At 61.4% G+C, this 23,546-nt stretch carries 21 protein-coding genes; 18 read left to right on the top strand and 3 right to left on the bottom strand.

Annotated features, from left to right (window positions below; translation table 11 throughout):
* The first annotated feature begins 144 nt into the window (after positions 1–144).
* From LDZ24_RS26340 to LDZ24_RS26330, 3 genes are all read left to right on the top strand, one after another.
* Positions 145–1,308 (top strand): MFS transporter, encoded by a 1,164-nt coding sequence (locus tag LDZ24_RS26340; RefSeq protein ID WP_248324305.1) that lies wholly within the window; start codon positions 145–147, stop codon positions 1,306–1,308.
* Between the two features lie 108 nt (positions 1,309–1,416).
* Positions 1,417–3,153 carry a histidine kinase famiy protein gene (locus LDZ24_RS26335; protein ID WP_248324304.1) on the top strand — a complete coding sequence of 579 codons (1,737 nt, stop codon included), beginning with the start codon at positions 1,417–1,419 and terminating at the stop codon, positions 3,151–3,153.
* Entirely contained in the window at positions 3,143–3,544 is a 402-nt protein-coding gene (locus tag LDZ24_RS26330; protein ID WP_248324303.1) for a response regulator, read from the top strand. The genes LDZ24_RS26335 and LDZ24_RS26330 overlap by 11 nt, the downstream gene beginning before the upstream one ends.
* A 54-nt stretch (positions 3,545–3,598) precedes the next feature.
* On the opposite strand, the gene LDZ24_RS26325 is transcribed toward LDZ24_RS26330, so the two are convergent.
* Both LDZ24_RS26325 and LDZ24_RS26320 read right to left on the bottom strand, forming a co-directional pair.
* Positions 3,599–4,960: an SLC13 family permease gene (locus tag LDZ24_RS26325; RefSeq protein ID WP_248324302.1), complete on the bottom strand. Its 1,362-nt coding sequence runs from the start codon at positions 4,958–4,960 to the stop codon at positions 3,599–3,601.
* Complete coding sequence (locus tag LDZ24_RS26320) at positions 4,957–5,991, bottom strand: amino acid ABC transporter substrate-binding protein (RefSeq protein WP_248324301.1); 1,035 nt, start codon at positions 5,989–5,991, stop codon at positions 4,957–4,959. Before LDZ24_RS26320 ends, LDZ24_RS26325 begins: the two co-directional genes overlap by 4 nt.
* 293 nt (positions 5,992–6,284) lie before the next feature.
* On the opposite strand from LDZ24_RS26320, the gene LDZ24_RS26315 reads away from it, so the two are divergent.
* The 11 genes from LDZ24_RS26315 to LDZ24_RS26265 all read left to right on the top strand — a co-directional run bounded on the left by LDZ24_RS26315 (position 6,285) and on the right by LDZ24_RS26265 (position 19,041).
* Positions 6,285–8,783: a glycogen/starch/alpha-glucan phosphorylase gene (locus tag LDZ24_RS26315; RefSeq protein WP_248324300.1), complete on the top strand. Its 2,499-nt coding sequence runs from the start codon at positions 6,285–6,287 to the stop codon at positions 8,781–8,783.
* Between the two features lie 25 nt (positions 8,784–8,808).
* A complete protein-coding gene (locus LDZ24_RS26310) occupies positions 8,809–10,872 on the top strand; it encodes a glycogen-debranching protein (protein ID WP_248324793.1) in 2,064 nt (687 codons plus the stop codon).
* A gap of 92 nt (positions 10,873–10,964) precedes the next feature.
* Positions 10,965–12,554: a TrkA C-terminal domain-containing protein gene (locus tag LDZ24_RS26305; protein WP_248324299.1), complete on the top strand. Its 1,590-nt coding sequence runs from the start codon at positions 10,965–10,967 to the stop codon at positions 12,552–12,554.
* A 22-nt stretch (positions 12,555–12,576) separates the two neighbouring features.
* Positions 12,577–13,572, top strand: coding sequence for a 2-hydroxyacid dehydrogenase (locus LDZ24_RS26300; protein WP_248324298.1), 996 nt, complete (start codon positions 12,577–12,579; stop codon positions 13,570–13,572).
* A gap of 5 nt (positions 13,573–13,577) precedes the next feature.
* Positions 13,578–14,270 carry a hypothetical protein gene (locus LDZ24_RS26295; RefSeq protein ID WP_248324297.1) on the top strand — a complete coding sequence of 231 codons (693 nt, stop codon included), beginning with the start codon at positions 13,578–13,580 and terminating at the stop codon, positions 14,268–14,270.
* Positions 14,271–14,742: 472 nt separating this feature from the next.
* Positions 14,743–15,975: a DUF3300 domain-containing protein gene (locus tag LDZ24_RS26290; RefSeq protein ID WP_248324296.1), complete on the top strand. Its 1,233-nt coding sequence runs from the start codon at positions 14,743–14,745 to the stop codon at positions 15,973–15,975.
* Positions 15,976–15,984: 9 nt separating this feature from the next.
* Entirely contained in the window at positions 15,985–16,917 is a 933-nt protein-coding gene (locus LDZ24_RS26285) for a DUF2950 domain-containing protein (protein ID WP_248324295.1), read from the top strand.
* A 57-nt stretch (positions 16,918–16,974) separates the two neighbouring features.
* Complete coding sequence (locus LDZ24_RS26280; RefSeq protein WP_248324294.1) at positions 16,975–17,448, top strand: glycine zipper family protein; 474 nt, start codon at positions 16,975–16,977, stop codon at positions 17,446–17,448.
* Between the two features lie 43 nt (positions 17,449–17,491).
* Entirely contained in the window at positions 17,492–18,079 is a 588-nt protein-coding gene (locus tag LDZ24_RS26275) for a hypothetical protein (protein WP_248324293.1), read from the top strand.
* Positions 18,080–18,116: 37 nt separating this feature from the next.
* Positions 18,117–18,629: a hypothetical protein gene (locus tag LDZ24_RS26270; protein WP_248324292.1), complete on the top strand. Its 513-nt coding sequence runs from the start codon at positions 18,117–18,119 to the stop codon at positions 18,627–18,629.
* A 13-nt stretch (positions 18,630–18,642) separates the two neighbouring features.
* Entirely contained in the window at positions 18,643–19,041 is a 399-nt protein-coding gene (locus LDZ24_RS26265) for an RT0821/Lpp0805 family surface protein (protein ID WP_371747497.1), read from the top strand.
* Positions 19,042–19,062: 21 nt separating this feature from the next.
* Here the strand turns inward: LDZ24_RS26265 and LDZ24_RS26260 are convergent, their stop codons facing one another.
* Entirely contained in the window at positions 19,063–19,977 is a 915-nt protein-coding gene (locus tag LDZ24_RS26260) for a hypothetical protein (protein ID WP_248324790.1), read from the bottom strand.
* A 305-nt stretch (positions 19,978–20,282) separates the two neighbouring features.
* Between LDZ24_RS26260 and LDZ24_RS26255 the strand changes: the two genes are divergently transcribed.
* From LDZ24_RS26255 to LDZ24_RS26240, 4 genes are all read left to right on the top strand, one after another.
* Positions 20,283–20,495 (top strand): DUF2964 family protein, encoded by a 213-nt coding sequence (locus LDZ24_RS26255; RefSeq protein WP_248324291.1) that lies wholly within the window; start codon positions 20,283–20,285, stop codon positions 20,493–20,495.
* Positions 20,496–20,594: 99 nt separating this feature from the next.
* Positions 20,595–20,852: an RNA-binding protein gene (locus LDZ24_RS26250; protein WP_248324290.1), complete on the top strand. Its 258-nt coding sequence runs from the start codon at positions 20,595–20,597 to the stop codon at positions 20,850–20,852.
* A 71-nt stretch (positions 20,853–20,923) separates the two neighbouring features.
* On the top strand, positions 20,924–21,742 hold the full coding sequence (gene ppk2, locus LDZ24_RS26245) for a polyphosphate kinase 2 (protein WP_248324289.1): 819 nt from the start codon (positions 20,924–20,926) through the stop codon (positions 21,740–21,742).
* A gap of 48 nt (positions 21,743–21,790) precedes the next feature.
* Positions 21,791–23,497, top strand: coding sequence for a SulP family inorganic anion transporter (locus LDZ24_RS26240; RefSeq protein ID WP_248324288.1), 1,707 nt, complete (start codon positions 21,791–21,793; stop codon positions 23,495–23,497).
* Positions 23,498–23,546 lie beyond the last annotated feature (49 nt).

Below are 23,546 nucleotides of genomic sequence, written 5' to 3'. Positions count from 1 at the left end.
GGCGAGGGGAGCGCTCGCGGCATGAGGCGTCCTTGAAGCCGGTATTCAAAAGACAGCATCCATCCGCCGGCACGCGAAAAGTTCGGTGCGTGCACGGAGCGTGCTAAAGCACCCGCATCCTTCGACAAATAGACCCACCTCTGCATGCCGGCTTATCTCGCACTGGCACTGGTATTCATGATCAACATGGCGGGCACGACGTTGCCTACCGCGATCTATCACGACTATCAGACGACCTACGGCTTCAGTCCCGCGACCATCACGGTCATCTTCGCGGCCTACGCGATCGGCGTGCTCGGCGCGCTGTTGGCGATGGGCAGCTGGTCCGATCAACTCGGGCGCAAGCGCATGCTCAAGGCGGGCCTTGCTGCCGCCGCCGTCTCTGCGCTGATTTTTGTATTTGCCGACGGCCTCCTCATGCTCTTGCTCGGTCGTCTCGTCTCGGGCATCTCGGCGGGCATCTTCACGTCGACGGCGACGGTCGCGGTGATCGAATCAAGTCCGTCCGACTCGCGCTCGAAGGCGATGCTCGCTGCAACGTCGTCGAACATGCTCGGGCTCGGCTTGGGACCTGTCCTCAGTGGAGCGCTTGTCGAGTTCGCGTCCTGGCCCATGCGTCTTTCGTACCTCGCGCATATCGCATTGCTGGTGCTCGCCTTCCTATTGCTACGCGCCGCGCCTGAAACGGTGCGCGTGGCGGATCACCCGAAATTGCATATGCAACGCATCTCGCTCCCGCGTGAGGTGCGTGCTGCGTTCGTGCCGGCAGCGTTGTCTGGATTTGCGGGCTTCGTCGTTGTCGGATTCTTTACCGCCGTTTCGCCGCAACTCATGCGCAACGTGCTCGGATATCACAGCGGCTTGCTGATTGGCCTGGCTGTGTCTTTTATCTTTCTCTGCTCGGCGATCGGTCAGGCGGTCGAGAAACGTATCCCGCAAAGATGGCGACAACCTGCTGGTTCGGTCGCGCTTGTCGTCGGTCTCGCGCTGCTTGCGCTATGCGCATGGCAGCGTTCGTCCACCGCCTTTGTCATCGGGACGATGCTATGCGGACTCGGGCAGGGCATCAGCTTTCGTGCTGCACTCGGCGAGCTATCCAATCGCAGTCCGGCCGAGCGCAAGGCGGAAGTGACCGCGGCGTTCTTCGTCGTGCTGTATGTGGCGATATCGCTGCCCGTCATAGCGATAGGCGTCGCGGTGCAACGTATCGGCATCACACCCGCGACGATCACGTTCGCCGCGATCACGGTCGTTATCGTGCTTATTTCGCTCGCGTGGCTGCACCGCGTCGAGAAGGCGCAGTCATAGCAAGGAACGAGTCTGCATCGAGTAAAGGGTACTATCCGAAGGTTGCCGGCATCCCCTCGATGCATCTTCCGCGATGGGGCCAACATCACACACACTGGCGAATAAGATATGGCAAAGGGCAGCGACAAAGACGAAGTTTTGAGCAAGCACGGCGATGAACAGGGAGATGGCCAGAGCATCGGCCGGCCGGCAGACGGCGAACTGGAAGGCAGCGCTTATTCACCGTTAGGCAATCCCGGGATCAAGCACTGGCAGGCAAGCCAGATTTCCCGCCCTGGACTGGACGACCGCAGCAATATCTTCTTCGCTGCCGTCGAAATGACGCGAATGCCGATGGTCGTATCCGACCCGAATCAACCGGACAACCCTGTCGTTTTCGCCAACCGCGCGTTTCTCGACCTGACCGAGTACACCGAGGAGCAGGTTCTCGGACGCAACTGCCGATTCCTGCAGGGCGCGGAAACCGATGCGCGCGCTGTGGAAGAAATCCGTAACGCCCTGCGTGAGCAGCGGGCAGTCGCAGTGGACGTGCTGAACTACAAGGCGAGCGGCAAGCCCTTCTGGAATGCGTTATTTATCGGCCCCGTGTTCAATAAGGATGGGAAACTACTCTACTATTTCTCATCGCAGATGGACATTACTCGCCGCCGGATCTCGGAGCAGTCCTTCCTGCAGGCGCAGAAGATGGAGGCCATCGGGCAACTGACCGCGGGGCTCGCGCACGACTTCAACAACCTGCTGCAGATCATCACGGGGAATTTGGAACTGGCCGCAGCGTCTCTGCACGACAGGCAGGCAACCCGCGAAGCAATCGGGCGCGCCATGTCGGCGGGAGAGAAGGCGGGCAAACTCACTCAGCAACTACTCACGTTCGCTCGCAAGCAACGCCTGGAACCCAAACAACTCAATCTGAATACGCTGGTGGTCGAGTTCAGTGAGATGTTAGTCAGAACGCTCGGCGACAAGATCGACCTGCACCTCGATCTGAAGCCCGGCTTGCCGGCTTGCACCCTCGATGCCACGCATATGGAAATGGCATTGCTGAATGTGCTCATCAATGCTCGCGACGCGATGCCGAAGGGTGGGAGAGTCACGGTCGCCACCTCGGTCATCAATGACGCTGAGCGAATCGAGGCGCATAACCTGACGCCCGGAATCTATGTCGTGATCTGCGTGATCGATCATGGAGAAGGCATGACGCCGGACGTCGTGAGACGGGCCACCGAGCCGTTCTTCACGACCAAAGGGCCGGGCACGGGTCTTGGACTCGCAATGGTTCATGGCTTCGTACAACAGTCGCATGGCCGACTCGAAATAGACAGCACGCCCGGACAGGGAACGACCATACGCATGATCTTCCCGGTGGTCAGTCAGGCGGAAACCGATGTCAGCCAGAAAGGCGACAAATCTCTGAACTGGAGCACCGAAGCCATTCTCGGCAAGCATACGGTGCTGGTCGTGGACGACAACCGCGACGTTCGGGAACTCGCGTATGGCCATTTGAAGAATCTCGGCTATCGCGTATTGTCCGCGCAGAGCGGCGAGGAAGCACTGAAAGTCATCGAGCGATATGGCGATGTCGATTTGCTTTTCACTGACATCATCATGCCGGGAGGAATGAATGGGTTGCAGCTCGTGGAGCGAGTCAGAGAGCGACAACCGGATATCGCCGTGTTGCTCGCGACGGGCTATATGGATCAGCTTCCCGCCGCGAACGTGTCCGCAGCGCCCATCACCACGCTCACGAAGCCTTATCGGGTGAGCGACCTGGCCGAGCACGTGCGCGCCTCGCTCGAGAAGAAGTTTCCGTCGCAGGCAGCTGATGGTTTTCGCCATGAAGGATGAGACCCGAACAAGGCACGTACTGATTGTCGATGACGAGGTCGCGATCGCCTATGTTTTTCAGCGCTACTTCGAGTTGCGCGGATTCCGTGTTTCTGCGGCCTACGATGGAAACGCCGCGCTTGCCATTAGTCAGAGCGAGACCATCGACGCACTCGTCACTGACTTTCGTATGCCGGGGATGAACGGGCAAGAGCTTATCGAGCGTCTCAGGCAGACGGCCCCGCATCTGCCTGCGATCATCGTATCCGGGTTCGGTAGCGAGATTAGCGGACGTCCGGCTGGAGTGCGCGTTATCGGCAAGCCAGTCGAGCCGGCCTATCTCGTCGAGTGCGTCAGAGAAATGATCGCTGATGCAGACACCGTGCAGTGGTTGAACAACCCGAAAGATTGATGGAAAGAAGAAGCCCAGCGTAGCAGCGTGAGTTCAGCAATCGTTCATACGAAGTCAACGCAGTATCTTCGACAGGACCATCACATAAGCCGCTGTCACCGCGAGTTGACACAGCGTGACGGGCAAGCCATAGCGCAGGAAGCGGGCGAACGTGACCGGGCGTCCTTCGTTCGCGCAGACACCCGCGGCGACGATGTTCGCCGCCGACCCGATCAGCGTGGCGTTCCCCCCGAGCGTCGCGCCATACATCATGCCGACGAATACGGGTATCACTGTTTGGGGCCACTGTGTGAATTGATCGGCCATCGCCGCTTCAGGGACGAATTCGGCAGTCACAAGATAGGCTTTCAACATCACGATGGAAGCTGCCGCAACCGGGACGTTGGCCAATAACGACGACAGCAGGCCGATGCCGCTAATCATCGCGAGCGTGACGAGCGTCAGATTGGTCCCGAACCATTCATGAAGCCTGAGCGCCATCACCTGAAGCAGGCCGGTTTTGACCATTGCTTGCACGAGACAAAAGATGCACGCGAGAAACACGAGCGTTTTCCAGTCGACGTCGCGCAGCACGCGATCGGTCGGCTCGATCTTGAACGCATAGGCCACGAGAAGCGCGAGCGCGCTCGCGATCACGGCGACGGCTGGCGGAACGATGCGCGTCGGCAGTTCCTCGCCCAGGATGAATAGCAGCATCATCAGCGCGAGCACGACAAGGGACAGCGCTGCATAAACCGGCCTTTGCAACCTCGCATGTTGGACGCGCTTCGGCACGGGCCTGACGACGCCCCATATGTCCCGCATGATAAGCGGCAACAACGGAATGACCGCGACGATGGACAGCAGGCCGCCGAGACTCGCGTACCTGAGGTACTCGCCGAAGGTCATGCCGATAGAACTGCCGACAAGAAACGTGGCGGGGTCGCCGACGAGCGTCAGCAGCCCCGCAGCATTGCTGAGCATGGCGGTGAGAATAAGCGGCGACGCAATGTCCACATCCAATGCACGGGCCACGCGAACGATGATTGGTGCGAGCAGGATCACTGTCGTCGCGTTCGGCAAAAGGGCGCACAACGGCGCGACCACCACGATCAGCAGTAGCAGGAAGCGCTTGCCGCTTCCCGCGGTGGCCCGTAGATAGATGTCGCCGATCACGTCGAAGAGGCCAGTGGTCGCCAGAATACGCGCCACGACCATGCCGCCGAAGAGCAGGCTGATAGGGCCCGCCGAGGTTCGCGCGGTGGCGAGCAAGTCCTGTTCGTCGAGAATGCGCAGCGCAATGAGTATGCTGGCCCCGACGAGCGCCGCCACGGTCATGTCGATGACATTAAAGGCGATCACGAGTATGACCGCCGAGAAGACCCCGACGACGAGATAGATCTGCCAGTCGCTCACGATGCGTTCTTCCCTCTTCATTGCATCGGCGGGGCGTACATCAGGCCGCCGCGCGTCCATGAGTCATTGAGTCCTCGCTTCATCTGCAGAGGACTTGCACTGCCCAGATTGCGATCGAACATTTCTCCGTAGTTACCGGCACTGTTCAGCGCTCTTGCTGTCCAGCCGGGCTTTAGGCCGAGCATGGTCGTCACTGCTGCATCCGGAACCAGCGCGCGAGCCACGCGCGGATCGCGCATGCGTTCGACATGATTGGCGCGCGTCACGCCGAGTTCTTCGGCAGCGATCAACGTGAAAAGAACCCAACGCACGACGGTAAGCCACGCGCTATCGTCGTCTCGCACGACAGGGCCGAGCGGCTCCCTCGATATGCGTTCGGGAAGAATGACAACCGACGATGCCCCGCCCGGCGCGCGAGCTTGTAGGGCAGCGAGTAGCGACGCGTCCCCCGTGGACGCACTGCATTGGCCCTCGAGGAACGCGCGCTCTAGCGCATCCACCGATCCGACGACGAGCGGCTTGATATCCAGCGCATTCGCTTCGGCATACGTGGAAAGATTGCCCTCGCTCGACGTGTCGCGCAGCACGCATACGGTCGCGCCATTCAGGGACGAGGACGCGCGTATGGGGTTCTTCGTCCACACCATGAACGCCTGTGCGTCGTAGAAGAGAACGCCTGCGAACTGCACGCCGAGCGTCCCCTCGCGAAGCAAGGTCCAGGTCGTATTGCGCGCGAGCAGGTCGATGCGGCGCGTTCGAAGTGCGGGAAAGCGTGCGGACGTCCTGAGAGGAACGAATGCGACCTTGTCAGGATCGCCGAGGGCGGCGGCAGCCACGGCACGGCAGAAGTCGGCATCCATTCCCGTCCAGCGCCCGGACGCATCCTGAGCCGAGAAGCCGGCTATGCCTTCGCTCACGCCGCACCGCAGTGCGCCTCTCGCCTCGATCTGAGCGAGCGTCTCTGAACCGGCGGCCAGGGATGCGGCCGGCAACGCGAGCATGAGGAGGGCTGCGAGGACGACCGCGCAGATGCTTTCGGCAGCTCTTTTCATTGACTTCCCGGTTGAAGAACCGAATGCGTGGCCGGTCCGTTAGACATGGCGCACGGAACAATGCATCGCGCATTTGTCGTTAGGCCGTGAATACGTTTTAGGCGAATCAGTGTTCGTTTCAAGGCGCCTTTTCCTGAGAGTGTGGCCTTGCTCTCTGACGTCATTGAGAGAGATGTTGTAAGTGAATGAATAGTCTTCGTGGAGAAAGTGGAGCGTGAAAGCGCCAGAGTTCAAGCGCTTGAAATTTGTAGCTCCTAACATATCCTTGCAACGTATCGAATGACGAGGCGACCATGAACGATGCTCCTGTCCTAGACGCAGCCTCCCGTCGCGCGTCAGCGACGAATGAGCTCGCCGATAATCCGTTGCAGCACGACATCGTAAGGAACCTGATTTGTCGTCAGGCGCGCTACCCGGACATCGCTACTCGCCAAGACTGGTACATGGCGCTCGCGTTCAGCGTGAGAGACCGAATGCTGGCGCGCTGGGCCGCATCGATGAAAATCTATGCGGCGAAAGACGTGAAGGTCGCGTGTTATCTGTCGGCTGAATTCCTGATCGGTCCGCAACTCGGCAATAACCTGCTGAATCTGGCCATGCAGGACGAGGCTCGCAATGCGTTGAATGCGCTCGGCCAAGACCTCGACGCCCTGCTTGCGGTCGAAGAAGAACCGGGCCTCGGTAATGGCGGACTGGGGCGCCTCGCTGCCTGCTACATGGACTCGCTCGCTACTCTCGAGATACCCGCGATCGGTTATGGCATTCGCTACGAGTTCGGCATCTTCGATCAGCAGATCCGCGATGGCTGGCAGGTCGAGGTCACGGACAAGTGGCTCGAGAAGGGCAGTCCATGGGAAATCGCGCGGCCGGACGTGTGCTATTACGTCGGCTTTGGAGGACAAACGACACAGCGCACCGACGATCAGGGCCGTCTTTGCATCGAGTGGAAACCGGCGCAGCAGGTCAAGGGCGTGGCATGCGATTTCCCGGTGCAAGGCTACCGCGTGGACACCTGCAACGTGCTTCGGCTGTGGAAGAGCGAGGCAGTCGAGTCATTCGACTTTCAAGACTTCAACGCCGGCCAATATTACGAGGCGGTGCAGGAGAAAGTCTTGTCGGAAACGTTATCCAAGGTGCTATATCCGAACGACGAACCGGAAATAGGCAAGCGACTGCGACTCGCGCAGCAGTACTTCTTTGTATCGTGCTCGCTGCAGGACATGTTGCGGCTAATGACAATCAAAGGGACGTCGGTACACCATTTCGCCGATCTTTTCGCTGCCCAACTGAACGATACGCACCCGTCCATAGCGGTAGCCGAATTAATGCGTCTGCTTCTCGACGTGCACGGCCTGCCGTGGGACGAAGCGTGGGACATCACACGGCGCACGTTCGCCTATACCAATCACACCCTGTTGCCCGAAGCGCTCGAAACGTGGGGCCTGCCGCTCTTCCAGAGCATGCTGCCGCGCGCGCTCGAAATCATCTATGAAATAAACAGCCGTTTCCTGGAAGATGTACGGCGCGCCTTTCCGGGCGACGATGCCCGCGTGGCGCGCATGTCGCTCATCGACGAGGCCGGCGACAGAAAGGTGCGCATGGCGCACCTCGCCACGGTCGGTAGTCATGCAGTGAACGGCGTCGCAGCACTGCATTCGGATCTACTCAAGCAGACGGTGATGCGGGACTTCGCCGACATGTTTCCCGAACGGTTCTGCAACGTGACCAACGGCGTGACGCCGCGCCGCTTCTTGATGTTGAGCAATCCCGGACTGACACGTCTGCTCGACACGACCATCGGCGACGGATGGGCCACTGATCTATCGAGGCTCGATGCGCTGACAGCGCTCGCGGATGATCGCGGGTTCCATGACGCGTGGCGTTCCGTGCGGCGCGAGAACAAAGCGGCGCTCGCGGAGCGCATCAGGGATGCCACTGGAATCGTCGTCGATCCCGACGCGCTCTTCGACATACAGGTCAAGCGAATCCATGAATACAAGCGCCAGCATTTGAATGCGCTGTATATAGTGAGCTTGTACCGTCGCTTGTGCGCGAACCCGGACATTCCCTGTGCGCCGCGCTGCTTTATCTTCGGCGGAAAGGCTGCTCCCGGTTATGCGATGGCCAAACTCATTATCCGTTTGATCACGGGCATTGCGGATGTCGTCAACAACGACGCCGCGATCAGGGGGCGGCTGAAAGTCGTTTTCTATCCGGATTTCAATGTCAAGAACGGGCACTGGATCTATCCGGCGGCCGACCTCTCCGAGCAGATTTCGACGGCGGGAAAAGAGGCGTCGGGCACCGGCAACATGAAGTTCATGATGAACGGGGCGCTGACAATAGGCACGCTGGATGGCGCCAACGTGGAGATTCGCGAGGAAGCGGGCGCCGAGAACTTTTTTCTCTTTGGACTCACTGCTCAACAGGTCGAGCAGGCAAAGCGCGAAGGATACCGGCCCGCTCAATACATGGAGTCGAATGAAGTTTTGCGCGATGCAGTCGAAGACATCGCGCAAGGGCGCTTTTCGGGCGGCGACAAGAATGTATTTCGGCCGCTGGTCGACAACCTCGTGCAATTTGACCCGTTCCTCGTATTGGCCGACTTCGCGGATTACTGCGCATGCCAGGAACGCGTAAGCGAAACATGGGCAGATGTGCAGCAATGGACTCGCATGTCGATCATGAACACCGCGCATTCGGGCAAGTTCTCGTCAGACCGCGCGATCAGCGAATACTGCAAGCGCATCTGGAAAACGTCGGCAGTGAGGATCGACCTTGCTCAGAGCTAACGTCGACAGCGCGCACAGCTATCGTGTGCAGCCGGGTTCGCGGTTTCCTATCGGCGCGACAGTCGCAGAGGGCGGCGTCAACTTTTGCCTGTTCTGCCGGCACGCGACAGGCATGGAGCTGTTGCTCTACGCTTCGACGGAAAGCACCGAGCCGTTCCGGATTGTCTCGCTCGCGCCCGAGGTGAACCGGACGTTCTATTTCTGGCATGTCTTTGTCGAAGATCTACCGGTTCACTGTTGCTACACGTGGCGTGCCTGCGGTCCACATGGCGTACCCCAAATGGATGACGCTGCCGCCAGCCGCAAGGAACTGCTCGATATACACGCGCGGGCGGTCAGCGAGCGTTTCTGGAACCGCCAGCAGGCTTCGGAGGCGCAAGGCGCGCCACACGCATCGTTGAGAGCCATCGTCACGGAACCTCTCGAAACGCGGGACGACGTCGACATTCGCACGCTGGACGATGCCATCATCTATGAGTTGCATGTAGGCGGCTTCACGCGGCATCCGTCGAGCGGTGTCCGATGTCCCGGTACGTTCGCCGGCGTGATCGAGAAAATCCCTTATCTGAAGGAGTTGGGCGTCACGCATGTCGAGTTGCTTCCGGTCATGGCATTCGACGAGCAGGACGTTCCGCCTTCCGCAGCCGCAAAAGGACTCACGAATTTCTGGGGCTACAGCACGCATAGCTTCTATAGTCCGCATTCGCGCTATTGCGTGGAAGCGGCACGAGCGCCGCAGGAATTTCGCGCGCTCATCGACGCCATGCACGCGGCGGGCATTCGCGTGCTGCTGGACGTCGTGTTCAATCACACTGCGGAGGCCGGTGCAAACGGTCCCGTCATCAACTTCAAGGTGCTCGCGAACGATATCTTCTATCACGTCGATCCAGCCGATGGCGGCCGTTACCGCGACTATACGGGCTGTGGCAACACGATCAACTGCAATCATCCGCTGGTGTGCGCGTTCATTCTGCGATGTCTGGAGTATTGGGTACGCGACCTCGGTGTCGATGGTTTCCGGTTCGATCTCGCGAGCGTCTTCACGCGCGGCGAGGGCGGCGGGCTAATGCGCAACCCGCCGTTGCCTTGGGCGATAGAATCGTCGGAAATGCTCTCGCGCGTGCCGCTGATTGCCGAAGCATGGGACGCGGGCGGCCTCTATCACGTAGGCGCGTTTCCGGGGATGGCGTGGGCCGAATGGAATGGACGCTACCGCGACGTGATTCGACGCTTCGTGCGCGGCGACCCCGGGCTCATCGGGCAAGTATGTACGTGCATGGCGGGAAGCGCGGATCTCTACCAGGCGGATGGCAGGCTGCCCGCCAACAGCATCAACTTCGTCACCTGTCACGACGGCTTCACGTTACTCGATCTCGTGAGCTATAACGCGAAGCACAATGAGGCAAACGGCGAAGACAACCGCGACGGCACCAACGATAACCTCTCGTGGAATTGCGGCGCGGAAGGCGAGACGCACGATCACGCGGTCATCGGTCTGCGTCTCAAGCAGGCGCGCAACTTCATGGCGATCCTGCTTTTGAGCCAGGGCGTACCGATGATTCTCGCGGGCGATGAAGTCCTGCGCAGCCAGCGAGGCAATAACAACGCGTTCTGCCAGGACAATGAGCTGTCGTGGCTTGACTGGCGTACCTCGCGCGATGCGCTCGACATGTTGCGCTTCGTGCGCGAATTCATCGCACTGCGCAAGCGGCACGCGAGCCTGCGCCGCCGACGCTTCTTGACGGGGCGGCCTGCGAACGGCGACGTTTATCCCGACGTTGCATGGCACGGCGAGCGACTGGGCGAGCCGCCGTGGCATGACCCCGCCGCACGTCTCGTCGCCTTCACGCTTGCCGCGCAAGCACCGGGCGAAGCCATGTTGCACATCATCATGAACATGAACGACGACGCGCGTATCGTCGCGGTGCCTGTCCTCGACAAGCAAACTTGGCGGCGCATCGTCGATACATCGCTTGCATCGCCGCTCGATATTGTTTCGGATACCGTAACAGCGAAGGCGGAATCGGATGCCTGCCATGTCGCGCCACGTAGCGTGGTCGTCCTAGAATCGCACCGAAACGCAACTTGACCGTGCTCGTCAATACCGCTGGACTGCTTCAGACAAACCGCCTTTAATGATTCTGTATCGCTGCGTTGCCTGATTCATTAACGGGAGGCCGCATGGACGCAGTCAGAACGTTTCTCGAAAGCCAGTCGCTCTTCGCATTGTTTCTCACGATCGCACTCGGCTATCTCATCGGCGAGATCACGATCAAAGGCGTCGCGCTCGGCTCGGGGGCCGTGCTGTTTGTCGGACTCGCCATCGGCGCCTTTGCGCCAAAGTCGGCGCCGCCGGCCTTGCTCGGCACGCTCGGCTTGCTGCTGTTTCTATACGGCATCGGCATTCAGTACGGCGCGCAGTTCTTCAGAGGGCTCACGAGCCGCGAAGGGGCGAAGGCGAACGCGGCCGCTTGCCTCGGCGTCATTGCGGCCGGTCTCGTCTCATGCGCTTTTATCCGCTTCGGCATCACGCTCGCTGATGCGTTGGGCATGTTCGCAGGCAGCGGGACCAGCACGGCAAGTCTTCAGGTCGCCATTGCTTCGATGAAGAGCAATGATGCGGCCGTGGGCTATAGCGTCGCTTATCCGTTCGGCGTGGCCGGTCCCATTCTCTTTCTCTATGCGCTTAACGTATTGCTGAAAGTCTCGATTCCGAAGCCGCCAGCGAAGGTACTCGAAACGGCAGAGATCGCGCTAAAGAACGCGAGCTTCTTCGGGCTGCGCCTATCGGAACTATTGAGCCGCTTGCCGCTGGGCGTGTCGATTGCGGCGGTGCGGCGCGCGCATCGTAATCAGTTGCCCGCCGACGACTTCATCGTGCAGTCCGACGACGTGCTGCTTGTCACCGCCACGGACAAGCGCTTGCTCGACGAGGCCACGGCATTATGTGGCGAGTCGCAGCCAGGACGCATCGCGAGCGATCGCGAAGACATCGACTATATGCGGGTGTTCGCATCGAATTCGGCGGTGGTCGGCATGCCGCTCGGCAAGCTGCGATTTCCCGGCGGCGTGAACTGTTCGATCGCGCATGTGCGCCGGGGCGACGCCGATTTACTCTCGACGCCCGATCTCATTCTCGAAGCAGGGGACCGCGTGGGCGTGCTCGTGAATCGCGCGCATCGCGCGACGATTCGGGCGTTCTTCGGCGATTCGATCAAGGGCACAGCGGACCTCAGCTTCATTTGCCTTGGAATCGGCGCAGCGGCGGGGCTGCTGCTAGGGGCCGTTCCGTTGCGGTTTCCCGGCCTCGGCAGCTTCAGCCTCGGTCTCGCTGCGTTGCTGCTGCTCGCGCTGTGCCTTGGCAAAGCAAGGCGCAACGGACCGTTCGTGTGGGTCATGCCGCTATCGGCGAATCTGGTTCTGCGCAATCTCGGGCTCACGATCTTTCTTGCGCAGGTCGGAATTTCATGCGGGCCGAAGTTCGTGGCGACCGTGGGCACAGCGGGGCCGCTGCTGCTTCTTTATGGCGTGATCACGCTGCTCGTGCTCGTGGGCGTAACGGCCGCGTCGTGCCTATGGCTATTCAAGCTGCCCTTCGATACCTCGGCCGGCGTCGTATGCGGCGCGACCGGTAATCCTGCCATTCTCGCGTTCGCCAATCGTATCGCGCCCACGGATCAGCCCGACGTCATGTACGCGATGATTTTCCCGTCGATGACCATCGTCAAAGTGCTGTTCGTGCAGATCGCAATCTCGCTGGCTAGCGGCTAGCTCTCGTATCGGAGATGAAATCATGGACGTGGCGATATTCAGTTCGACGCGTTATGAGCGCGAGTTTCTGGACCAGGCGAACGAATCCGCGCACCACAGGCTCAAATACCTCGACGTGTCGCTGAATCGCGATACGGTCGGGGAGGCTGCGGGATTCGGCGCGGTGTGCATCTTCGTGAATGACAAGGCAGACGCCGCCGTTCTGGAGGCGCTGAAAAGCGGCGGCACCGGATTGCTCGCGCTGCGCTGCACGGGCTTCAACAACGTCGACCTCGAAGCCGCCGCGCGGCTCGGGCTGAAGGTCGTTCGCGTCGTGACGTATTCGCCGAACTCAGTCGCCGAACATGCCGTCGCGCTGTTGCTCGCGATCAATCGAAAGGTGCATCGCGCCTACAACCGTACGCGCGATTCCAATTTCTCTCTCGACGGACTCATCGGCTTCGATCTGTGCGGCAAGACGGTGGCCGTCGTGGGCACCGGTAAGATCGGCTGCGTCTTTGCGAAGATCATGCTCGGCTTCGGCTGTACTGTCATCGGCTACGATCCGTATCCCTCGCAAGAATTCGAGGCGATGGGCCTGCGTTATGCGCAGCCAGGTGAGATCGGGGAAAAGGCCGATGTCATTTCACTGCACTGTCCGCTGACGCCTGCGACGCATCACATCATCAATGCGGACACGCTTCAGCGTGCCAAGCGCGGCGCCTTGCTCATCAATACGAGCCGGGGCGCGCTTATCGACACGGGGGCCGTGATCGAAGCACTCAAAAGCGGGCAACTAGGCGGACTCGCGATCGACGTGTATGAGCAGGAGGCGGACTTATTCTTCCGCGATCTGTCCAATGAAATCATTCCGGACGACATCATTCAGCGGCTCATCTCATTCCCCAATGTGATCGTGACCGGGCATCAGGCGTATTTGACACGCGAGGCGCTATCGACTATCTGTGAGACCACGCTCGCGAGCATCACCGCGTTCGAGCATAACGAACCGCTCGTGAACGAAGTCAAGACCGGGTGATATTCATGCTGCCGGACACCACCGCCGACGCCGCACTCGTCGAACCGCGCGGCAACACGCGAGCGCCCGTGCTGGACACGGTCGACCGCGTTTCCGAACTATGTTTCGGATTGTTCATGGCGCTGACGTTCGTCGGTACGGTGTCGGCAGCGACGAGCGGCGAAGATGCCGGCCGCAAGATGCTGTACACGGCCCTCGGCTGCAATCTTGCTTGGGGGCTCGCGGATGCCGTCATGTATCTGATGCGCACGCTCGTGAACCGAGGGCGGCGGCGCACGCTCGCGTTTGCGATCAGGCGCGAACTCGACGCGGCAGAGGGCGTGCGAGAACTGCGCGCGAGACTACCGCCGTTTCTCGCGCCATTCTTCACGGACGCCGAGCTCGAATCGATTCGCAGCCGGATCGCTCGATACGATGCGCTCCCTGAGCGTCCCTCGCTGGAGCGCGACGATATTCTTGCCGCGCTCGGCATCTTCATCCTTATCGTGCTGTCCACGTTTCCGGTCGCCGCTCCGTTCGTCATCATCCGGCATGTTCCCACTGCGTTGCTCGTGTCACGTGCGCTGACGCTCGTCATGCTATTCGGATGCGGCGTTGCTTTGGGATCCTATGCTGGATGGGGCGCGCTGAAAGCGGGGTTGGCGATGGTGACGTTGGGCGTGCTTCTGACGATGGCGATCATCGCGCTGGGCGGGTAAGTCAGATCGATCGGTCAGCCGATGAATGCATCTAAATGACCGCGCCCGAGTCTTGAATTCGCCAAAGGGTTCGCATATCTTTCAATCACTATCTCGTGCTCATGGCCGCGCTCTTTAGCGCGTTGCGCTACAAGCGGCGAAACCAAAGTAACGAATGACGACGCTGCTTTGCTCGTGTATTTCCTTGCGGATCACCTCGTTTTCCAGAGTGCCCGACGCCACGCGATTCATCTATGACCAGAAGAAGGCGGAAGCCGCGAAGTAACGTGACGCAGCTATTGCCGCCGCCCATCATGACTCGGCTCAATAAGGTATTCAAACGCCCTTAAGCTTTTCTTAAGCAAGAGTGAATGAGTTTGTCTCACTGTCTTGAACGATCGGTGAAAGACCCAATGCGCTGCGGGGTACAGCTTGCGCTTTGGGCGAATGGGTAGAACAGGCGAGAGACGGCCACCTCGGTGGTAAGACAACAATGCCCAAGTTCATCAACGTGCTTCTGGTCGTGTCGGCGCTCGCAGGTGGCACGCATGCGCTCGCTCAGGCGCCGGCGGCAAGCGTCCCGCCGCCCGCGGCAATGAGTGCCGCGGATCTGGACAAGCTCGTCGGTCCCATCGCGCTCTATCCCGACGACCTCGTTGCGATCATTCTTCCCGCTTCGACGTATCCGGTCGAAGTGGTGCAGGCCGACCGGTTTCTCGAACGCAGAAAGACGGACAAGAATCTTCCGGTCGATGAACGCTGGCAAGACTCGGTGAAGGCGCTGCTCAACTATCCCGAGATCGTGAAGAAGATGAGCTCGGATCTCGACTGGACGGTTGCGCTCGGCGAAGCAGTCGTGGCGGATCAGAACGCCGTCTTGCAAGCCGTGCAGCGTTTTCGCCGGCAAACTCAGTCGGTCGGCAACTTAAAGAGCGACGACAAGCAGACGGTCGTGGTCGAGAAGGAAGTGATCAAGATCGTGCCGTCTAACCCGGAAGTCATCTATGTACCGCAGTACAACCCGTCCACAGTGGTCGTGAGCAGTCCGACGCCGGTCTATACGTACGCTCCGGCGCCTTACCCCGTCTACTACTATCCGTATGCACCCGGCGCGGCCTTCGCCACCGGCATGATCTGGGGCGCGGCCATCACCGCGGCGTGGAACGGCGGACGGTACGAGGCCAACTATAACGGCGGCAATAACACCATCAACATCAACCGCGAACAGAACGCCAATCGAGCCGACGTGCAGAACAACCTGAGCAATCGCGCGGCGAACCGGTCGGGATCGGGTGCAACGCAACAGTCGAGCACATGGCGCTCCGAGAAGAAGCCGGGACAGGTCTCCGGCACGGGCGGACGGTCCTCGATGCAGCGCGTGGGCGACGCGCCTTCGCGTGGAAGCGGAGCAGGCGCGGGTTTCGGCGGGGCCGGCGGCACCGAGCGCGCGTCCGCACGCACGCAACCCGCCATGCAGAACACGCCTCGCGCGCAGGGCGCGTCGAACTTTCAGGCGCGCGGGGGCGATGCATTCAGCGGCTATGGCTCGGGCCAAAGCGCCCGCGCGGACAGCGCGCGCGGGGCCGCGAGCCGGCAGTCGATGGCAGGCGGCCAGGGCGGTCGCAACTTCCAGGGCGGCGGTGGCGGCTTTGGTGGTGGCGGAGGCGGTGGCTTCTCAGGAGGCGGCGGTCGCAGCTTCGGCGGCGGCCGCGGGGGTCGTCGCTAGGGGATGCCTATGAACACTCATCGAACCGATGGCCGGTTGACTCGTCTCGTCATTGCGTTTGCGACAGTCGCGATGTTGCTCGCGCCCGCGACGCTCTTCGCAGCGACCGACCAGCAGACCTTCGCGACACCCGAGGAAGCGGTGAGCGCACTCGTGCAGGCGCTCAAATCGGACGATGACGCCGCGCTCATCGGCATCTTCGGCAGCGCGCACAAGCGACTCGTCGTGACATCCGACGAAGCCGAGAATCGCCAGTTGCGCGCCAATGCGCTCGCCGAATTCGAGGCGTTTCACCGGCTCGAAGAGGCTTCGCCCGACCGCCGCATTCTCGTGATCGGCGACGATGCGTGGCCAATGCCCATTCCGCTCGTTCGAGAGAACGGCGTCTGGCGCTTCGCCACGGAAGAAGGCGAGCAGGAGGTGCTGGACCGGCGTATCGGCGCGAACGAGCGCGAGGCGATCAAGGTGCTGCGCGCGTATCTCGATGCGCAGCGCGAGTACGCTTCCCAAGATCGCATGGGGGACGGCGTGTTGCAGTACGCGCGCAAGCTCGGCAGTTCGCCCGGCAAGCGCGACGGACTCTATTGGCCGGCGGATGCGAGTCGGGGCGAAGAACAAAGTCCCTTCGGTCCGTTGATCGCCGCGAGCTCGACCTATTTCACGGACCGTCACGCGGGCGACCCGTATCACGGCTACCACTTTCGCATTCTCACGCGGCAAGGCAAGAACGCGCCGGGAGGCGCTTTCAGCTACATCATCAATGGACGCATGCTGGCCGGCTTCGCGATGGTGGCGTACCCGGCGCAATACGGCGAGAGCGGCGTCATGACATTCATTGTCAATAACAACGGCGTGGTGTATCAGAAGAACCGGGGCCCGTCTGCGCAACCGCTGACGGAATTCGATCCGGACCCGACGTGGACGCGCGTGAACGAACCGTGACGGAGGGCTCGCTGCGTCGCGATGCAGGCTGAAAGTCTGACAATTGAAGGAGTCCATATGAACGCACTGTGTTTGCGCGCGCTCTGCGCCATTGTGATCGCCTCGCTCGCCCTGGAAGCTCTTGCGCAAAGCAAGCCAATCGCGTATCCGTCGAAAGGACAAAGCGCGCAACAACAACAGAAGGATGACGGCGCGTGCTACAGCTGGGCGAAGAGCAACACGGGTATCGACCCCGCGACCGCATCGACGGCGCCGCCGCCGCAATCGGGCCCGGCTGTCGGCGGCGGCGAGCGCGTGGCCGGCGCGGCGCGCGGCGCGGCCGGTGGCGCGGTGATCGGCGCGATCGCGGGCGATGCCGGCAAGGGCGCGGCCATCGGCGCGACAGCCGGCACCATGGCGGGCGGCGTGAGGGCCCGTCAGAACCGGCGCGCGCAGCAGGCCAACGCGCAAGCGCAGAGCCAGGGCGCCATGGATACCTATAACCGCGCGTGGGCCGCATGCATGCAGGGGCGCGGCTATTCGATCCAGTAGCGTTAGCGAGGTTTCTTGCGTCAATCGAATGAGGAGTGTCGAAATGAAGCGTGTCAGTCTGGTCGTCATCTCGTGCCTTGTCCTTTTCACAACCGCATTCGCAGCCGAGCCGCAAACCGACGCGACCATTACGCGGGACGCAAACAGCGCTACCGTGCAAGGCGTGTCGAAAGTGACCGCGACCATCGTCGGCATCGACCGGGCCACGCGCACCGTGACGCTCAAGACAGCGGCCGGCAAGGTGATGGAACTGGAAGTGACCAACGAGGCGCGCAATTTCGACCAGCTTGCGGTGGGCGATCTCGTGACCACGCAGTATCGTGAATCGCTGACGCTGAGTCTCGTCGACAAGAAGACGTCGCCATCGGCGTCCGAGAAGGCGACGGCCGAACGCGCGCCCGTGGGCGCGAAGCCGGGTGGGGAGATAGGCCGCGAAGTGACGATCATCGCCGACGTCGTGGCAGTGGACCGGCATGCGAAGACCGTCACGCTGCGCGGACCGCGAGGCGATACGGTCGATCTGCATGTGGAGGACCCGGACCGGCTCAAGCGCGTGAAGAAGGGCGATCAGGTGAAGGCCGTCTATACGGAGGCGCTCGCGATATCCGTGGAACCGGCCGCGAAGAAATAGGGTGCAGCGCGCGACCATGGATTATCCGGGCATAGCCATGCCAGAACGCATCGCAGTGGCGTTATCACGCGGCGCATGCATCGCCGTGCTTGCGCTCGCAGGCTGCGCGCAGCCGGAGCAGCACGTCGAGCCGGGTATGGATCAGCAGGCTATCGTCGCGCGGCTGGGAACGCCGAAGGAAACGTATGATTTGCCGGGTGGCGGCAAGCGGCTCATGTGGCCCACGCAGCCGATGGGCAGCACTACCACGGCCGTCGATGTCGATGCATCGGGCAAGGTGGTGAGCGTCCGGCAAGTGCTTCAGGACAACGAGTTCTACCGCGCGGAAGTAGGCAAATGGACGCGCGATGACGTATTGATGAACTTCGGCCGCCCGTTCGAGACGGCGCACTACAAACGAATGAATCGCGACGTGTGGTCGTATCGGTACATGGAGAACAACATCGATCATATGCTGTTCCACTTTTATTTCGACGAACAAGGCGTGCTGCGCCAAACGCAGAAGCAGCCCGACCCGAAGTACGATCCGAGCCAACGCAACGTGTTATGAACGACACCGAACCATGATCCGGCTATCGCGCGGTCTCGCATACACGGTCGCCAAATGCAGCGTCGCGGCGACGCTCTCGATGTCCTGCGCCTGCGCGTTCGCCAACAATCTGAACTTCCTGCGCGACACGCCGATCAGCTATATGAAGCCCGCTGACCGCCAGGCGCTCAACCGTGCCGCCCAGCATGCGCTCGACACGCAGAAGGACGGGCAGTCGGTTCCCTGGAACAATGAAGGCACGGGCAATCCGGTTCACATCGAAGGCACCGTCACGCCGCGCGACACCACGCAAAGCGGCGGCGAAACGTGCCGCAGCGTGACGCTCGTTGCTGTCGCGAAGGGGCAGACGCAGAGCTGGACACCGGTCGCCTGCAAGAAGGCAAGCGGCGAATGGCGTATCAAGAAGCGGTGAAGGCCGCATGTGGCGACAGAGTCAGAAGCTAACAGCGAATCCAAAGGACACGCCATGCACGTTGTGTCCGAAGACATACCGCACCATGGCGCGCGTGCGCGTGATGACGATCGGGTACTTGCTGCTGTCGAGTTCCAGCCCTACGCCGAGCGAGGTGAGGTCGTTGAAGCCGAGCGCGCCGGCGCTGTCGCCGAAGTAATGCGAGTACGCGGTTTCGAGCACGTAGCGAAGCGGCCTGTCTAACGCGCTCAGGCCGGTCGGCGCGCGCCAGCGAGCCCACAGGCTGAATTGCTGCGCGGTCGCGGATCCCTGCACGGCGTCGGACGACGAGCCGAAGCTGCGTAGATAGATATCGGTCGCGCGCAGTTCCACGTCGACTTCGTAATGCTCGCGATAGTGCTCGAGATCGAGCATCAGCGACCCGCCGACGCCATAGGCGTTGAGCACGCCGTCTTCGAGGAATTGCAGGTTCGCGTCGGCCACATGGTTGAAGACGGTCTGCGCGATGCGCAGGTCGCTCGCCACGCGGCCCACCATGCCGTTCACGATCGGCCGCAGGCGCAGTTCATCGGTAATCGGAAAGTCCCAGCCGATGCCCACCGTCGTGCTCGCCGTGTTCCATTTGGTCGGCACAGGACGTTCCTGATTGCCGTCGGTGGCGATGAAGGTCGGATCGTAGCGGCTATAAGCGACCGTGCCTTCGAGATAGAGCGGAAACGACCTGCTGATGGTGAAGCCGCCGCCGAATTGCGTCTGACCGAATCCCGGGTTGCCGGTGGTGCCGCTATTGATGGAGAGCGAGCTCGTGGTCACGTCGGGCACGGCCGTGTACGACATGATGGCGAGCACGGCGTCCGCGTACTGCTTGACGTTCGCGCCGACGAACGTGCGGCCCGGCGCCTGCGGTGGCGTGTTCTGAGCCTGTGCGTGATCCATCGCTATCAAGAGAACGAGCGAGAGCAACGAAGCCACGAATCCATGCAATCGGCCGTGCTTCAGAATCGCGTTCGGCATGTTCGGCCTCTGTTGAGATGCACGGCTGTCCAAGTCGTACCTGCATCCTTTCGCGCCGCCGGTGGCGCTCGCAGGACCGGCGCAGTGGCTCGATTTCAGTGGCAATACGCTAGCAATTTAGTCCAACGCGCCGAACGCGCCAAGCGGATTGCAGCAAGTGTGTCCACAGGACCACTCAGAATTTCCTAAACTGAAGTATCCGATGCATGGCAACCGCGGAGGCATGGATGAGACGAACCGAGGTTCGAAGCGTGTGTGCCGCAATCGGCGTTTTCATCTGGCTGGGCGGACTGTATGCCACGATTCACGGTCTTCTGTATGACACCACATCCGAATTCCGCTATGGCATGCTGGCGCTCGCATTGGGCATCGTCATATTCGTGAGCGCGCTCAATCCGCTCGCGCAGCGCAAATCTAAGGCGCGGGACGAACGCGGTTGATTCGTTAAGCACATCACGCAGCCGACGCGCGACACGACCAGGCACGCGGCTCGTCGAACTCACCTGGCTCTAACCGGTGCATTGAGGGAGGACATCGCGATGAGTGATCTCTGGCTAGGCAATGTCGAACCGAACACGACGGACGATGAAATTCGCGATTTTCTCTGCAAGTACGGGTTTCCTGCGTTCGACGCGATAGAGCGCGTTCCCGGCACCGGCGAACGTCCCGCTGCGGTCGTGAGCTTTCACTCGCTCGAGCCGCACATGTTGCGCACGCTCCAGCCGCGCGTCCACAACATGTTCTGGAAGGACCGCACGCTCGTGGCGCAGGTCATGCCCGAGCGCAACGAAACGTGAAGCACGCGTGCGTCGCTTGAAACGAGCGCCACGCATGACTACAGCTCGAGAACCAATGAGGAGCCAACGCGATGGAAGACAAGGTTGCCGGGGAATCGGAAGGCGCGCGCTCGGGAAATCGTCTGAGCGGAAAGCAGTACGAGAAGGAACTGGCGCGCCTGCATGTGGAACTCGTGAGACTACAGCAGTGGACCGTGCATACCGGCGCGAAAATATGCGTGGTGTTCGAGGGACGCGACGGCGCGGGCAAGGGAGGCACCATCAAGGCACTCACGGAGCGCGTGAGTCCGCGCATCTTTCGCGTGATCGCGCTGCCGGCGCCCACGGAGCGCGAGAAAACGCAGATGTACTTTCAGCGGTATATCCCGCACCTTCCCGCCGCAGGCGAAATCGCGCTATTCGACCGTAGCTGGTACAACCGTGCGGGGGTGGAGCGCGTGATGGGGTTCTGCACGCCCGAGCAAGTGCAGACCTTCTTGAAGGGCGTGCCGCTCGTCGAGCGCGCGATCATCGACTCCGGAGTGATCCTGCTGAAGTACTGGCTCGAAGTGAGCGAAGAAGAGCAGACCCGCCGCCTCGAAGCGCGCATCCACGATGAGCGCAAGATCTGGAAACTCTCGCCGATGGACCTGCGGTCCTATAGCCGCTGGTACGACTATTCGCGCGCGCGTGACGACATGTTCGCTGCCACCGATACCGACGATGCACCGTGGTACGTGGTGCGTTCGGACGACAAGCGGCGCGCGCGACTCAATCTCATCAGTCACCTGCTCGATAACTTCCCTTACACCGTGCTTCCCCGCGAAAAGGTGAAGCTGCCGAAAAGGCAGAAGCCGGAGGGCTATCGCGAGAGCGATCATCCGCTCAGGTACGTGCCCGAGCGGTTCTGACGCCTGTTTCCGTCGACGCCGCACCGCCCGCCCACCGAGGGAGTCGTCATGCCGGAACGCGCATCCGCCGCTCGCGCCACCCGCGCCGGGATGATCCCCGAGTGGCTGTCGCGCTACGACAGGCAGTGGGCGCATGCCGACGTGATCGCGGGCGCGACGGCTGCGGCTGTCGTCATTCCGAAGGCGCTCGCTTACGCGACGATCGCAGGCTTGCCCGTGCAAGTGGGCCTCTACACAGCGTGCGTGCCGATGCTCATCTACGCGCTCACGGGCGCGTCGCGCGTGCTGAGCGTCAGCACGACCACCACGCTGGCGATTCTTGCGGGCGATACGCTCGGCATGATGAGCAATGCCGGCGACCCGCAGATGCTCGCGACCCTGAACGCCACGCTGACCGCTCTCGTCGGCGGCATGCTCATGGCGGCGGCCGTGTTGCGAATGGGCTTCGTCGCGGACTTCATTTCCGAGCCTGTGCTCGTGGGATTCAAGGCAGGCGTGGCCATCGTGATCGTCGTGGATCAGTTGCCGAAGCTATTCGGCATTCATTTCCCGAAGGAATCGTTCTTTCACAACGTGGCGTCGTTGATCGGCAACCTCCCGCACGCGTCGCCGGTCACGATGGCGCTCGCGTTCATCAGCATCGCCGCGTTGATCGCGCTGGAGCGCTGCGTGCCGCGCGCGCCTGCGCCGCTCATCGTCGTGGGGGCGGCGATTGCGGCCGTCGCCGTCTTTGGCTTGCGCTCGCGCGGCGTGGAAACCGTGGGCGCGGTTCCCGCAGGACTGCCCTCGTGGGTGAAGCCGGACCCGGCGCTTGCGCTTGCGCTGTGGCCGCACGCACTGGGCATTGCGCTGATGAGTTTCACCGAAAGCATTGCGGCGGGCCGCGCGTTCGCGCGCAACGACGAGCCGCCACCCAACGCCAACCGCGAACTCTTCGCGACAGGTATCGCGAATGTCGGAAGCGCGCTCTTCGGAGGCATGGTAGCTGGAGGCGGCACGAGCCAGACCGCCGTCAACCGCCAAGCCGGCGCACGCACGCAATGCGCGCAGATCGTCACGGCACTCATCGCGCTAGCCGTCATGCTGATATTCGCGCCGCTGATGGCGTTGATGCCGCACGCAACGCTTGCCGCAGTCGTCGTGTATTACTCGATCGGCCTTTTCAGCGTGGCCGAATTTCGGGCGATCCTGAGAGTGCGCAAGACCGAGTTCGTCTGGGCGCTCACTGCATGCGTGGGCGTCGTGTTGCTGGGAACGCTCGCGGGCATTGTCGTCGCCATCGTGGTCTCGCTGCTGATGCTCGCGCATCAGGTGTCGAATCCGCCGCTGTACGTGCTCAAGCGCATACCCGGCACCAACGTATTCCGGCCGGCATCGGCGCGACATCCCGACGACGAAACGTTTCCCGGCATGCTCCTGCTTCGTCCCGAAGGACGAATCTTCTTCGTCAACGCGCAGCGCGTGGCCGACAAAATTCGTCCGATCGTTCAGGAATCCGATGCAAACATCGTCGTGCTGGATCTGAGCCGTGTTTTCGACCTCGAATACACCGCCCTCAAGATGCTGGCGGAAGCCGAACAACGCCTGAGCGCAAACGGCACCGTGCTATGGCTCGCGGGCTTGAATCCGAGCGTGCTCGACAGCGTGCGACGTTCGCCGCTCGGCGAGTCGTTGGGCGAGGCACGCATGTTCTACAACCTGGAGCATGTCGTCGCCAGATATCGCGAGACCGTTGCAACGAGCGAGTCGCGTTGACCGTCGGCATGGCGGCATCGTTGGGCGTCATCGGGATCGCCTTAAAGGT

This window comes from Caballeronia sp. Sq4a (assembly GCF_023170545.1).
GTDB lineage: Bacteria > Pseudomonadota > Gammaproteobacteria > Burkholderiales > Burkholderiaceae > Caballeronia.
Note: the sequence above shows the minus strand (reverse complement) of the source record. Positions and strands in the feature narration are given on the sequence as shown.

Excerpts from the sequence above, each read along its gene's own strand:
- LDZ24_RS26340 (WP_248324305.1), top strand. The coding sequence starts at position 145 with ATGCCGGCTTATCTCGCACTGGCACTGGTATTCATGATCAACATGGCG.
- LDZ24_RS26335 (WP_248324304.1), top strand. The coding sequence starts at position 1,417 with ATGGCAAAGGGCAGCGACAAAGACGAAGTTTTGAGCAAGCACGGCGAT.
- LDZ24_RS26330 (WP_248324303.1), top strand. The coding sequence starts at position 3,143 with ATGAAGGATGAGACCCGAACAAGGCACGTACTGATTGTCGATGACGAG.
- LDZ24_RS26325 (WP_248324302.1), bottom strand. The coding sequence starts at position 4,960 with ATGAAGAGGGAAGAACGCATCGTGAGCGACTGGCAGATCTATCTCGTC.
- LDZ24_RS26320 (WP_248324301.1), bottom strand. The coding sequence starts at position 5,991 with ATGAAAAGAGCTGCCGAAAGCATCTGCGCGGTCGTCCTCGCAGCCCTC.
- LDZ24_RS26315 (WP_248324300.1), top strand. The coding sequence starts at position 6,285 with ATGAACGATGCTCCTGTCCTAGACGCAGCCTCCCGTCGCGCGTCAGCG.
- LDZ24_RS26305 (WP_248324299.1), top strand. The coding sequence starts at position 10,965 with ATGGACGCAGTCAGAACGTTTCTCGAAAGCCAGTCGCTCTTCGCATTG.
- LDZ24_RS26300 (WP_248324298.1), top strand. The coding sequence starts at position 12,577 with ATGGACGTGGCGATATTCAGTTCGACGCGTTATGAGCGCGAGTTTCTG.
- LDZ24_RS26295 (WP_248324297.1), top strand. The coding sequence starts at position 13,578 with ATGCTGCCGGACACCACCGCCGACGCCGCACTCGTCGAACCGCGCGGC.
- LDZ24_RS26290 (WP_248324296.1), top strand. The coding sequence starts at position 14,743 with ATGCCCAAGTTCATCAACGTGCTTCTGGTCGTGTCGGCGCTCGCAGGT.
- LDZ24_RS26285 (WP_248324295.1), top strand. The coding sequence starts at position 15,985 with ATGAACACTCATCGAACCGATGGCCGGTTGACTCGTCTCGTCATTGCG.
- LDZ24_RS26280 (WP_248324294.1), top strand. The coding sequence starts at position 16,975 with ATGAACGCACTGTGTTTGCGCGCGCTCTGCGCCATTGTGATCGCCTCG.
- LDZ24_RS26275 (WP_248324293.1), top strand. The coding sequence starts at position 17,492 with ATGAAGCGTGTCAGTCTGGTCGTCATCTCGTGCCTTGTCCTTTTCACA.
- LDZ24_RS26270 (WP_248324292.1), top strand. The coding sequence starts at position 18,117 with ATGCCAGAACGCATCGCAGTGGCGTTATCACGCGGCGCATGCATCGCC.
- LDZ24_RS26265 (WP_371747497.1), top strand. The coding sequence starts at position 18,643 with ATGATCCGGCTATCGCGCGGTCTCGCATACACGGTCGCCAAATGCAGC.
- LDZ24_RS26260 (WP_248324790.1), bottom strand. The coding sequence starts at position 19,977 with ATGGATCACGCACAGGCTCAGAACACGCCACCGCAGGCGCCGGGCCGC.
- LDZ24_RS26255 (WP_248324291.1), top strand. The coding sequence starts at position 20,283 with ATGAGACGAACCGAGGTTCGAAGCGTGTGTGCCGCAATCGGCGTTTTC.
- LDZ24_RS26250 (WP_248324290.1), top strand. The coding sequence starts at position 20,595 with ATGAGTGATCTCTGGCTAGGCAATGTCGAACCGAACACGACGGACGAT.
- ppk2 (WP_248324289.1), top strand. The coding sequence starts at position 20,924 with ATGGAAGACAAGGTTGCCGGGGAATCGGAAGGCGCGCGCTCGGGAAAT.
- LDZ24_RS26240 (WP_248324288.1), top strand. The coding sequence starts at position 21,791 with ATGCCGGAACGCGCATCCGCCGCTCGCGCCACCCGCGCCGGGATGATC.